Raw genomic sequence first — 12,718 nt, 5'->3', positions numbered from 1 at the left:
ATGAAGCGGTTTGTATGGATAGTTGGTGTTGTATTCTTAGGGTTTTCTCAGGCCTATGCTGCACCAAAAAACTATGGATTAGTCACAATAGCCTACAATGATTTTGACACGTCTGGCGTTAGCGACAAAGAATTTGCTTATAGTGCAGCTTTTGGAAAACAAATACATAAGCAGTGGTATGCAGAGTTAGGTTATTTGAACCTTTTCGATTTTTCGAATGATAACGGCGAAGCCACAGGAGACGCACTGTATTTATCTTTACTCGGTAAAGCTAGCGGGGCTACTGGCGAGTTATTTTATAAAGTCGGGGCTGCTAAGGTGGATGTCGATATTGCAATGCAGTGTGGAGATGGAGACGCCTCAATGGTATGTAGTCAACAAAACAGTCTGGCAGCTGGAGTTGTAGGTTTAGGCTATGACTATTATGTAGGTCTTAGATCAATGGTACGCATTGAATATATCCATATGTCGGGGGAAGATAGCTTTTCGACAAATATGTTTAATGTCGGCTTTAGGTATAACTTCAACTGACCCCTAATAGGTTTGAATCCAAATATCGTTTGGTGGTGTAAAAATAGATAAATTCTCAACAATGGATTTACAATGAAAAACGAATTAGACAGCAAGTTCTTACTTCAGGTTTTCGATAAGATTCGCCAACATGGCGCGAAAGAAAATGAACAGTACAAACTTAATGGGATAACAGCGTTTACAGACCACGACGGTTACACGCTTTACATTGAAGATGTTAATGTGAAGCTGCAGTTCGGCTTTCACAACCAATACCATTTTGACTATGACTCAAAAGAGCAATATGAATCGTTTGAGAAAAAGTTAAAGCAAATAGATAAAGAATACTAATGGTCAGGCTTACGTTTTCATAAGAGAAAGCAGGCCGTGGCCATTAAAGACGAATGTTGGACGAGCTTAAGCTATCTTTTGACCGCAAACTCCGTGTGAGCGGTCTGTCCTAATTAGCCCCATAAAAAACCTTCTGTTACAATGCCGCCACTTCGTTTTAAAGGAAATAGACATTGGCGGCGGCAATAAAAGCTCCTAAATTTAAACTAGCCTTTTTAGGCCCTAAATTTTGGCCTGTATGGTTAGGTGTTTTCGTCCTCTATGCCATTACATGGCTGCCCTTACCTGTAATCCGCGCTATTGGTGGCGGTACCGGTAAACTTATCGCATTAATAGTGCCTAAACGCGCTAAAGTCGCAAAGCGAAACTTGGCACTGTGGGACCCCACGCTTACACCTGGTGAAGTAGACGCGCTTTACAAAGAAAACATTCGACGTACAGGTATGGCGTTATACGAAACCGCCATGGGATGGTGGTGGCCTAGCTGGCGTGTAAAACGCGCCATTGAAATTGAAGGCACCGAACATGTTGAAGCGGCATTAGCCAGCGGCAAAGGCGTATTCGGCATGGCCCTTCACAACATGAACTTAGAGTTTGCGTGTCGGGGAATTGGCTTTTTTCATCCCAGTATTGCGTTTTATCGCAAGCACAACAATCCGTTAGTTGATTACCTTCAGTATCACGGGCGAAATCGCTCAAATAAATACATGATTGATAAACGCAATGCTAAGGCATTACTTGCGGCGCTTGATGACAAAGAATTGTGTTTGTATTTGCCTGACCAAGACTACGGTCCGAAGCAAAGTATATTTGTCCCATTTGGTGGGGTAAAAGAGACCGCGACCACAACGGCAACGCTCATGTTTATTAGGCGGAGCCACTCTGAACCCATGCTTATAACGTCGCAATACACGAAGCGCGGTTACAAAATTAAAATATATCCACCGCTTTCTGAATTAGGCGATATGGAAGATGCTGAAGCATTAACATTGCTCAATCAACATGTAGATGCGGCAGTGAAAGAGCAACCAGAAAGCTACTTGTGGATGCACAAAAGGTTCAAAACCAGACCCGCATCTAACCCAGAGTCTCTGTATAAATCACTATAGTTGGGTATGAATAAACACCTAGCGATGAAAATTAGATAAATAGAATAATAGGCTTATCGTCTAGAGGTAGACTAAAATAGAAGAATTATGCTTAACTTCATACACATAGCATAAGCTGATTTTCGATTAAAAGTGGCTACACATTGGTAAGTTATGGGACAGACAAGTTATTCAAGTTCATCGTTTTGGGCAAAGCAAATTGGCATAGCGGCAGTGCTTGTTATCATTGCGGGCGTGCTCATCTATATGCTTCAAACTCAGGACCAAGAGCCTGTTCCTCAAGGGCAGGCGGAAGAGAAGTCTGTCTCACGTGGTTTAAGTGAATTCTATCGAGACTTTCGAATGTCGGCTACCGACCCGGTGGAGGACGAACAGGGGGATTTCGTACTGGATGTTGCGGGCGTCGATCCAAATTTAGACAATAAGCTTGCGCAAATGTCTAGCCAAACCCGCCCAGTTGAAAAGAACTGGACCGGTGAGCATAAATACCGCACGTTCCAGGAAGGAAATACATTACGCGAAGCAATTTCGCAGTATGCACAGGCCGAGGGGATGCAGGTGATATGGAACCTCGAACAAGATTTTGTTATTAAGCACCAGTTCCAATTAGACAACACTGTAGCGGGTTCGTTGGCTAAGATTGCCAGCGCCATAGATAGTAGTTTCGAGGGGCAGGTAAAAGCTTATTTGTGCGCAGAACAGCGTTCGCTGGTGGTGACGGCCGAAGAAACGGAGTTCCTCACCACCAACTGCCGTATAGTTAGAGGTTAATCGTTCTCGGTTAATCGTTACACGTTCCAAACAGTGTATCCCAATGTTGGGTTACTTGTTCTCGGATGGCGTCTAGCTCTTCACTTTGATCTGCATACTTAGTATCCGCTAACGTTAAGTGATGATATTGTTCACGCAGTTTTAAGTACGCTTTTTGTAATTTGTGTGCAGTGGTCGCATCAATGATGTCACTCTTAACCGCTGCGTCGAAAATGCGCAGATTGTCCGGGTACTCCATCATGGCTGAATGTAAGTGCGCATTAGCCAACACAAGATATTGAGCCATGAACTCGATGTCGGTAATACCACCGACACACTGCTTTAAATCAACCTTATCGTTGTTCTTTGAAAGCAGATGTTCGCGCATTTTTAAGCGCATTTTGCATACGTCTTCAGCCAGCGCGTTCACGTCTCTTTCCCTTCCTAATACGGTATTTCTTACACGTGTAAAATCGCTTAATAGAAGAGGGTCTCCACAAATAGCTCTGGCACGCACCAACGCTTGATGTTCCCACGTCCACGCTTCTTCTGTCTGATATTTTTCAAAACCGTCAATATGACAGCACAACAGTCCTGCATTTCCAGAAGGGCGCAAGCGGAGGTCTGTTTCATATAATTGGCCAAACAAGGTCTTAGTATTGAGAAGGTGCATAATGCGTTGCGCCAGCTTAATGTAAAATTGCTGTGCCTCAATAGACTTCTTGCCGTCTGTACTTACCCCGCGAGGGGCGCTATGTAAAAAGACCAAATCTAAGTCAGAGCCATATCCGAGTTCATACCCGCCTAGTTTTCCATAGCCAATAACTGCAAACCCTTTGTCGGTTCCTTCTAAGTGTGCTGGAACGCCATAGCGCTGCTGCATTTGCATCCACGCTGCGTCTACCACGTTTTCCAATATTACTTCAGCCAGTACCGTAAGCTTATCGCTCACGTTGTTTATGGGCAGTGATTCACTGATGTCGCTGGCGGCGATACGTAGCTGCTGGCAAAGCTTAAACTGCCTCCAGCCATCCATAAGCATTTCAACATCATCTTGTTCAATACGAAGCATGGTTTCACGCAGCTCCAGCTGATATTCCTGTTTGCTGGTATGAATATCAGTGTTCTGCTGACCGAGATATAACGGCGTGAGTAATTCATCCAACAATAAGGGAAAGCGCTTAATTTCTTGGGCAATCCAGTCACTGCGCTCACATAGCCTTACTAACTGCTTGAGTACGTCCGGGTTTTCGAGCAATAGGTCAAGATAGGTAGTACGGCCAGTAATCGCTTCTATTACGCCAAGTAAACGGTCGAGTACCTGTGGGATGTAATTTGGGTGTTGGTTAATAAGCACATACAAGATTTCAGGGAGTAGCTTATTTAATGTGTCTTCGCCCTTTTGACCAATACGATAATTGCGCTGCTTATCTTTGAAGGCAATAAGAATAGAAAATATGCCTTTAATATCACTAGAAGAAAGGTGTTCGCTAAAGGTTTCAGTAAACTCATCTTCTTGCAGCGCTAAACGCCATGCATCTTGGCAGGCAGTGAAAAGCTGGTCTTCTTCTGAGTGCGTATCATGGGATTCCTCAACTAATTCATTGAAGTGTGTGTGAACACGTGCCATGGCAGCATCTAAATGTGCTAAAAAGTCACGGTAAGATTCAAACCCCATTACTCCTATTAGTGCGTTTTGTTGCCAAGGTAATTCAGGAAGGGTCTGGGTCTGCTGGTCTTGAGCTTGTTGAAGCGTATGTTCTACTTTTCTTAGGAACAGATAGTCCTGCTTAAGTTGTTGTGTTACTTCACTTTCGACAATATCGAGCTCGGTTAGAGCGTCTAAAGTGCGAAGTAATGACTTACTCTGTAATTCTGGCTCTCGTCCTCCATGGATCAACTGAAAGCTCTGAGCAAAAAACTCCACTTCCCGAATGCCACCAGCGCCGAGTTTTATATTGTTACTCAGTCTGCGTCTGCGTATTTCTGTGGCGATCAGCTTTTTCATGTTACGGAGAGCATCCAGCGTGGTGAAGTCTAAGTAACGGCGGAAGGTAAAAGGGTGTAAAATGCTGTTTAACCATTTCACATCTTGCGAATTATCATCGTTAATCACCCGCGCTTTTACCATGGCAAAGCGCTCCCAATGGCGACCTTGGTCTTGGTAATAGTCTTCAAGTGCGGCGAAATGCATTACGAGCGGTCCGGAATCGCCAAAAGGGCGTAAACGCATATCAACGCGATAGACTTGGCCATCATTAGTTACTTTATTCAATGCTTGGATGAGCTTTTGCGCGACCTTGGTAAAAAACTGCTGGTGCTCTAAGCTTTTTCGCCCTCCTTGGGTTTCGCCTTTTTCAGGGTACGCAAAGATTAAATCGATATCAGAAGAAAAGTTGAGCTCTTTCCCTCCTAATTTCCCCATTCCTAGGATATACATGTGCATATCTTTGCCGTGACTTTGTGGTTTTCCATAGCGCGCTGCTAAGTGTTGATAAAGCCAGTGGTATGCACCGCTAATGAGTACATCGGCTAATGCAGAAACATGTATAAGTGATGTATCTATGGGTTGCTTGTTGAGAACGTCGAGGAAAGCAATTCGTGCCATCTCTTTGTTTCTGAACTCCCTCAATACTTGCATTAGATCATCTTCGCTAACAACGCCTTGCAATTTATCGTCGAGGGCTGTGTGGTAGTCAGAAGATATGGTAGTGCCAACGGACTGGAGTTCTTCACTGTTTTCTAAGGGGCGATAATGTTCAACGATTCGAGAAACAAACGAGGGCTTTTGAATCAGTGTTTCTGCTAAGAATGCTGAACGGGAAAACGCTTGTTTTAGCGTTTCACTATGGGCTTCAACAATCACTTTGTCATTTTCACTCATTACCGGTGCTGTTAACAACTGCTGCCAAAACTTTTCAGCAAGTTCTGCGTTTGTCATGCTATTTTCGTTGTCTATTGGCATAATGCTCGCGTCTTATGAGATATCACTCGTGTTAAACGGATGAATACTCACAATTGTAATTGCAAGTACTCAAGGCTAAGTGTTGCTGGACCCATGAATATATGGCCCAAAATTCACTGTCGGCAAGTGCCTGCTAACCCTGGGTGTAATACATAGGTTGTTAGGCCCTGACTAAAATAAATCTGAACAAGTTCGATGTCATCGTTGTACAAATTTGTATCGGATGAATGCTATTCATTTAGCTGTCACTGATATTTCGATGTAAATGTGAAAATAATCAGACGAACTTTGTGTGTTCAAGGAGCAAAGATAACGTGGAAGCCTTAGTAAAACTAGTACCCCTAACGCAAGAACTGTTGATTTACCTCGCTATGGATGTAGCGATAGCGTTAGTACTGCTAATGATTATGAAGTGGCTGACGGGCGCATTTAGAAAATACTCAGTAACAGAAGAGCTAGGTGTAAAAGATAACTTCGCATTTGGGATTAGTATTGCAGGCGGCATGCTGTCGCTGTGCATCGTATTAAGCTCTGTTGTTGGACGTCATATTGGTATGGGTTACAAAGAAGCGGCGATTGGAATGGTAACCTTCGGTATTGTGGGCATTATACTAGTGAAATTTGGGCGTTTCGCTCACGATAAACTGGTACTCAATAAAGTAGATACCCATGCCATGATAGCCGATAGAAGCGTTAGTGTTGCACTGGTTGATGCTGCAAGTCTTGTTGCGAGTGCAATCGTTTTGCGCAACATCATGGTGTGGGTAGATGGCAGTGATATGAATGCGCTTATAGCAATTGTAACGGGGTTTACTGTTGTCTTAACTATGCTGCTTGTCATGACGCGAATTTTAGAATTTAGGTATGCGAGAGACAATCAGAACGATTCATTCCAAGGGGCGCTGGAAAAAGGGCAGTTAGCACTTGCTATCGAGCATACCGGTAACTTACTTGGTACAGCAATGATTGTATCTGCGGCCAAGAATTTGCTCATTTACAACCCGTCCGGCTACGTGAGCAACGTAACGGGCTGGTTGATTGTCAGTGTAGGTCTGGCGATTGCACTTCACATTCTGGTACTAGCGAGCAAAAAAATTATCTTATTTGGCATGAATTTCCGTCAGGAAGTTGATCAACAGCATAACGTTGGCGTAGCTGCACTCGGGTTCACGCTCAGCATTGGTAACGCTATGATCATCAATGGTGTGCTAGGCGGGTAGGGGAAAACCGTTTTATAAAGAATTGATGAATTATACTAATCTTCGAATTGGGCTCGAATACACAATAATTCATGGAGTTGCCCTTTATGAATAATTCGATTTTTCTGAGGGCGACTCATTCTTTTTACTTCATACTCAAGCTTTGAAGCGTGGGATTTATCAGTAACTTCGAATACCGCTTTAAAACTCAGTGGTGCTTTGCCTTTTAAGGCTTTTGCGCCACCTTTTAACTCTCCTCTATGCTGGGCGATACGGCGCTTGGGGTCTGTGGTAATCCCTGTATAAATGTGCCCGAGCTTGTTTTCGACTAAGTAAAGATACCAAGGTGGTCTTGAGGTTCCCCGGTGGGTATTGTCGTCGTTGACTGATATACTTTGTGACAATGTAATTCAATGTAAATTATTACTCTTAGCCTAATGTTAGCAGAATTATCCAAAGGCTAGGCGTAAATATAATACTTCGATAATTGCGTAATGTTGGTTACCATAGAGAATCAGCGCGCTGTATCGATAATAGGTATTTACGCTTATAGTTTCGAACGCACATTTTTAATGGAAAAACGGTAAATTGCATGTACGAAAGTTATTATGGACTTAACTCGAAACCGTTTCAGTTAACCCCAGATCCAGAGTTTTTCTTCGCAAGTAAGTGGCACAAACGCGCCATGTCCTATCTGCAGTACGGTCTTTCCCAAGCTGAAGGTTTTATTGTTATCACCGGTGGAATAGGAACCGGAAAAACTACCGTTGCAAACAGCCTGCTTGAAGAAATTGAAGACGACATCGCAGCTGCTCAGATAGTAACGCCTAAGCTGTCGCCAGATGAACTGGTAAAAATGGTCGCATCTAAATTTGATATCCCTACGGAAGGGCGTTCAAAAGCCGATATATTAAAAGCACTCGAAATCTTCTTGTACGATCTAAATAAAGCAGGTCGACGTGCGTTGTTACTTGTGGATGAAGCACAAAACCTACCGCTTGAGACTATCGAAGAGTTGAGAATGCTAAGTAACTTTCAGCTAAACGGTAAGCCGCTAATTCAAAGTTTCTTACTGGGGCAGGAAGAGCTTCAACCCATTCTGCGAGCGCCAAATATGGAGCAATTTAGACAGCGAATTGTGGCGTCTTGCCATCTTGCTCCGCTTTCGTTGGAAGAGTGCAAAGAATATATTGAGTACCGTTTGCACCATGCAGGGTGGAACGGTTCACAGTTATTTAGTGATGAGGCATTTGAAAGAATTCACATGTTCTCTCGCGGTATCCCACGAAAAATTAATACGCTAATGGACAGAGTAATGCTCTATGGCTTCTTAGAAGAGTTAGATAACTTCGATGCTGTTGCAGTTAATGAGGTGATTGAAGAAGTTAAAGCCGAAATGTTTGAACCGGAAAAAACTGGCGCAGAAGTGACAGAGCACATGGGCTTTGCTGACCACCCTGAAAGCCAAACCATCATGACGCCTAAAGGCAACGTTATTCGTGACTCTAAATACTATTTAGATATGCTAGCTGAGTTAGTCGACGCCTTAGATGATGCTATTTCACAGAAAGTGAAAATGACCCAGTACGTGGATAAACTGATGAAGAAGAAGTTTAAGACGTATGTGCGGCTTAAGAGTGATGATAAGAAAGAGTAATTCCAATACCTAACATCATTTAGTTTGTAGAATAAGAGGGAGCGGGAACAGAAAAATTATCAATTTGGCTTACCCAATTTCCGCCTTCAATACTCGGTAAATTTAGCGTTGTGCTCCGCGGCCCCTGCCACGAGGTGAATATGTTAACGTTAACAAAAGCCTTCTTTCTTGATAGTCACCAAACTGACTTACAGAGTCGAGAGAGCGATACTGCCCCTGTAACCCCAATATAAAACTTTCTCTTATACTGAAGTTTGCTCCAACGCTTCCAAAATAACTATCTGAATCTCTCGGCTCTTCACTGTCGAATTCGGTTTTAATGTATGAAAGACTGGCATTAAGTGATGTTCGCACGCCTAACCTTGCTATGAGTGAAGTAGATATTGAATGTTGAATTGAGTCAGGCGTGTCATCAAAAAATAATGACTGTAAACGGCTTCCTCTTACTGAAACTGTAATTCTATTGAATTGATAACCTGTGTTAAAGATCCAATTTTTTCTAATTCGTTCGCTATCGTTTATATTATCTTGAAAAGTCGAAAGGTCAGTAAACTGTTCACCTGGCTGCAATTCGTAATTTAGAGTATCGGGTACAAAACAATCTTCTAGTGAAAAAAATGTATCAGGGCAGACAAATACACCATCACTGTTTTCTTCAAAAACAGATGAGCTTGCTGTTACACTTTCTGTATAGGTAGCACTTGCCCTAAGTTTACGGTTCGCATAGTTGAAGGCAAATGATTCTGTATCTCCAAAAAACGCAACACCCTTACTCCCAGATATATTTGTTCTTGGGCTCAGTTCCAAACGAAAATCTATAGAATAAAATCCGCTATCGTCGCTATTTGATAACTGGCTTTGTTGGTCAACAGTATTGTAGGCAATTCGCAGCAAGTTTCGGCGATTTTGATATAGTAATCCAGCACTGTAGGTCCGAAATGTATCAACACCTGCTGTATTATTTAAATCTTGTTTGGATTCGCGTGCACCCGCTGTAAGAAAGAGGTGGTTGTTAAGAGCAAAGTTCAAATCTGCACTAGAATTGCGTCGCTTAGTGTCGAAGCTATCTTGTCTCTGAGCCTCACGATAATTACTGGATATGTTCCAGCGAAAGAATGTGAAGCGTTCTCCACTTGTGAAATTAATGCTTGTTTGGTAGCTCGTTGTTTCAAATGCTGTTTCGCTGTTGCTGCTCCGTTCACTCTCAAACAATGACGCAGATGCATTACCCGAGAGATTGAACCAAGAATTGCCTAGTCGTATAGCTTGAATACCAGCGGTATTATTGCGAGTTTTAGCAAGGTTGTTCGGGTTCGTGACCAAATCATCGATAAGCAAGTTGTTGGCATTTACAGAGTTAAACTGCTGAGAACCATTTCCAAATAAAAATATGCGTTGGTTATAAAGCTCATACCTTCCGTTGTAACTCGTTGTTAAATAACTTTCAAATGAGTAGGAAGATGTATCTCTGTAAATATTTCTACTGTTAACTGATGCTGAAGCTTGGAGTTTGCTGCTACGATATGTCAAAAGAACACGAGGGCTTACCTCAGAGGCGAAGAAGCTTTCTCGGCTATCTGCAACCCTTTCAACGTAATTAAGGGAGCTAAACGCAGACGGGATTATATCAAACTCAGCAGAGCGCAAACTTAAAGAAGTAAAACTTAATAGATAGATGCAAAACAATGTTGAGGTAAAAACCAGTCCTTTGTCTTTCATTTGCTAACTTCCGTTACTTCCATAGTAATACCCGTAATAACCAGGGCCATTATCTTCTCTTAGAGATTTATTAACTACAAAGCCGATAGCCATCTCTGGGTTCAAATGTGCTACGGCGTTTTTAATGTCATGGATTTTGCTGCGACCCTCATCGCAAACAATAATAGCTTGACCCGCTAAGTTAGCGAGAACTGAAGTTTCATTGATACCCAAAAGAGGGGGGGTGTCAATAATAACTATGCGATCTTTATAGCGGGTAGAAAACTCATCAACCGTATTACTCATTACTTCGCTGGCTAACAGCTCATTCGACAAGTTGTGGGACTTACCTGCAGCGATAAGTTTAAGTTTGGGAATGTTTGTTGATAACATAACATCAGATATCTCCTTTTTTTCTCCCAAAAGATACTCTATCAACCCTTCTCTGTTCTGAGCACCCAAGGTTTTCATTACGTTAGGACGCAAAACATCCGCATCCACAAGCAGTACTGTTTTATCTTGTTCAGAGGCAATACTCAATGCTAAATTTACCGCAGTAAATGTTTTTCCCTCTCCTGGCTTTGAGCTAGTTACCATAACGACATTACTACGCTCTATTGTTTTTGAAAGAGGGCCGAAGGCATTTGATAGAATCTTTCGTTTTATTGCTCGATACTCTTCGTTAATAAGTCGTCTTTCAACGCTGTTATCGACCATCCCTTTTTGGCTCAGCAGGCTTAAGTCGAGCTCTAACTCTTTATTTAATGAACTACTCTCATAATCTGAGTTATTTGATTGCACTTCAACTGAGCAGGAAGACTTTTTGGGGTCTGGGGGAACCCTATCATTAAGGCTTTGTTGTTCTGTCGCTTCATTATTGTCAACTTTCGACTTCTTATTTTTAGCCAGCGCTTTTTCTATAGTGCTCATAGGACAAACCGCTCATACAAATTAATATTCATCATTGAAAGTAAAACCAAAGCACCATAAATTGCAATCAGAATAGATGACAAAATAAGAAAAATATACAAATGCTTACGCTGTTTTCTCTTTACGGTATTAATGCCTAAATCAGTTACCGTGCCGTATATCGGCAGTGAAACGAGAGAGTTCAATTGCTCGGCTCTCATCAAGACAGGCGAAAATTGAGATACTAAAAATGCCAACCCCAAGCCGCCAGCAAACCCCACTACTAGAGTCGCTGTGTACAGCAGAATCCTATTGGGCCCAGAGGGTTGTCGCGGGAGAACCGGAGGAGAAATAACTCTAAATTTTAGGTCATCATCAGAAATGTCAGCTTTTTTGCCTAGTTGAGCGGAATCTTGTCTTTGCAATAACTGCTCATATTTACTTTTTATAATGCCGTAATCTCTATTTAGCGCTTTTTGTTCTAACTCGAGCTGTGGCACAAAATCAATCTTAGCTTGGAGTTCTGCGATACTTGACTCGAAATTGCTCTCTCGGACCTTCAATGAGGCCAATTGACTCTCAAGTTGGCTGATATCAATAGATAGAGGGTTATCTGCGCTCATAGATGAAATGTTTTCGATACTGGCGATATAGCTTTCTACCTCATTTCTTCTTAGTTCAGACAATTTGGCTATCAGGTTCTTTGTCTCTATAACATCTGGATATTCGTCGGTGAATCTGAGTCTTAACTCGTCGAGCTTACTCTCTAGCGATGCTATCCTTGAATCGTAGCGAGTCGGTATGAGACTCCCATCTCCAGAATCAGCATTTTGCATAAGTTTTATATTTTTCTTCAGAGACTCAATTTGCTGTTGAATTTCTTCTATTGTTCTTCGAGTTGTTAATAAGTTTGACTCAGCAGTTTTTAGGCGAGAATAGTACGATCCTGTTTCAGGTAATATATCCGAATACTTTCTTTTGAAATCGGCAACACGCATCTCGGCTTCAATGAGTCTTTGTTCATATTCGTCAATCTGCTGTTGAAGAAACTGATAGGCCGAATCTGACTGAACCCTGTTTTGTCCCAAGCTACCTTCTATCAATAGGTTTAGTGTTTCTTGAACGACATCGCGAGCTGTGCTCGGTACTTGGTTCATGTATGAGATATTATAAATATTACTTCTGCCACCAGAACTAATCTTGATATCTCTTTCAAGTTCTTTTATTAATTGGTCAAAAGCGCCCGGTCCAATCGCTTTGATATCTAAATCTGTTTCTCTGGCTATACGTTCGAGGTTTTCTCTGCTTTTCAGTGTCTTTGCAATGAGACTGACTTCTTGAGCTTGATTCGGGTTTATAACCAACCCTCTAAGCAAAGGGGCAAGCATAGAGCGAGTATCTACGTGCACTCTTGCTGAACTTGAATAGGTATCCGGTAACGTGAGAATGTAAACAAAACCGATAGGACAAACCAACCAACTGACAATGAGAATATAACGTTTTTTTATCCATATGCCTTTTAGGTAATCCAATACCTGCGCATACAACTGCTGTAAGTCAAACATCTACT

General features: G+C 42.2%; 11 protein-coding genes. 6 read left to right on the top strand and 5 right to left on the bottom strand.

What is annotated here, in order from left to right; all coding sequences use genetic code 11:
• The 4 genes from MHM87_RS05005 to MHM87_RS04990 all read left to right on the top strand — a co-directional run bounded on the left by MHM87_RS05005 (position 1) and on the right by MHM87_RS04990 (position 2,741).
• Entirely contained in the window at positions 1-531 is a 531-nt protein-coding gene (locus tag MHM87_RS05005) for a hypothetical protein (RefSeq protein ID WP_239257938.1), read from the top strand.
• Positions 532-603: 72 nt separating this feature from the next.
• Positions 604-861: a DUF3081 domain-containing protein gene (locus tag MHM87_RS05000; protein ID WP_014999118.1), complete on the top strand. Its 258-nt coding sequence runs from the start codon at positions 604-606 to the stop codon at positions 859-861.
• A 173-nt stretch (positions 862-1,034) separates the two neighbouring features.
• Entirely contained in the window at positions 1,035-1,970 is a 936-nt protein-coding gene (lpxL, locus tag MHM87_RS04995) for an LpxL/LpxP family Kdo(2)-lipid IV(A) lauroyl/palmitoleoyl acyltransferase (protein WP_239257937.1), read from the top strand.
• A gap of 153 nt (positions 1,971-2,123) precedes the next feature.
• The gene (locus MHM87_RS04990) at positions 2,124-2,741 is read left to right on the top strand and encodes a TcpQ domain-containing protein (RefSeq protein ID WP_014999116.1); all 618 of its coding nucleotides are present in this window, start codon (positions 2,124-2,126) and stop codon (positions 2,739-2,741) included.
• A 10-nt stretch (positions 2,742-2,751) separates the two neighbouring features.
• Here MHM87_RS04990 and glnE read toward each other — a convergent pair whose 3' ends face one another.
• Positions 2,752-5,685, bottom strand: a complete 2,934-nt coding sequence (glnE, locus tag MHM87_RS04985) for a bifunctional [glutamate--ammonia ligase]-adenylyl-L-tyrosine phosphorylase/[glutamate--ammonia-ligase] adenylyltransferase (RefSeq protein ID WP_239257936.1) — start codon at positions 5,683-5,685, stop codon at positions 2,752-2,754.
• Between the two features lie 314 nt (positions 5,686-5,999).
• Here glnE and MHM87_RS04980 point away from each other — a divergent pair, with 314 nt between their 5' ends.
• Positions 6,000-6,905, top strand: a complete 906-nt coding sequence (locus MHM87_RS04980; RefSeq protein ID WP_014999114.1) for a DUF350 domain-containing protein — start codon at positions 6,000-6,002, stop codon at positions 6,903-6,905.
• A 35-nt stretch (positions 6,906-6,940) separates the two neighbouring features.
• On the opposite strand, the gene MHM87_RS04975 is transcribed toward MHM87_RS04980, so the two are convergent.
• On the bottom strand, positions 6,941-7,288 hold the full coding sequence (locus tag MHM87_RS04975; protein WP_014999113.1) for a GIY-YIG nuclease family protein: 348 nt from the start codon (positions 7,286-7,288) through the stop codon (positions 6,941-6,943).
• Positions 7,289-7,476: 188 nt separating this feature from the next.
• Here MHM87_RS04975 and MHM87_RS04970 point away from each other — a divergent pair, with 188 nt between their 5' ends.
• Positions 7,477-8,541, top strand: coding sequence for an XrtA/PEP-CTERM system-associated ATPase (locus MHM87_RS04970; RefSeq protein ID WP_014999112.1), 1,065 nt, complete (start codon positions 7,477-7,479; stop codon positions 8,539-8,541).
• Positions 8,542-8,643: 102 nt separating this feature from the next.
• On the opposite strand, the gene MHM87_RS04965 is transcribed toward MHM87_RS04970, so the two are convergent.
• From MHM87_RS04965 to MHM87_RS04955, 3 genes are read right to left on the bottom strand one after another with little or no spacing between them, the layout of a single operon-like run.
• Positions 8,644-10,260 (bottom strand): hypothetical protein, encoded by a 1,617-nt coding sequence (locus tag MHM87_RS04965; RefSeq protein WP_239257935.1) that lies wholly within the window; start codon positions 10,258-10,260, stop codon positions 8,644-8,646.
• 3 nt (positions 10,261-10,263) lie between these two features.
• Positions 10,264-11,169, bottom strand: coding sequence for an XrtA-associated tyrosine autokinase (locus tag MHM87_RS04960; protein ID WP_239257934.1), 906 nt, complete (start codon positions 11,167-11,169; stop codon positions 10,264-10,266).
• Positions 11,166-12,713, bottom strand: a complete 1,548-nt coding sequence (locus MHM87_RS04955; RefSeq protein WP_239257933.1) for an XrtA system polysaccharide chain length determinant — start codon at positions 12,711-12,713, stop codon at positions 11,166-11,168. The genes MHM87_RS04960 and MHM87_RS04955 overlap by 4 nt, the downstream gene beginning before the upstream one ends.
• Positions 12,714-12,718 lie beyond the last annotated feature (5 nt).

It is taken from the genome of Alteromonas sp. Cnat3-28, from assembly GCF_022348265.1.
GTDB classification, from domain to species: domain Bacteria; phylum Pseudomonadota; class Gammaproteobacteria; order Enterobacterales; family Alteromonadaceae; genus Alteromonas; species Alteromonas macleodii.
This window is presented reverse-complemented; position numbering and strand designations above follow the sequence as displayed.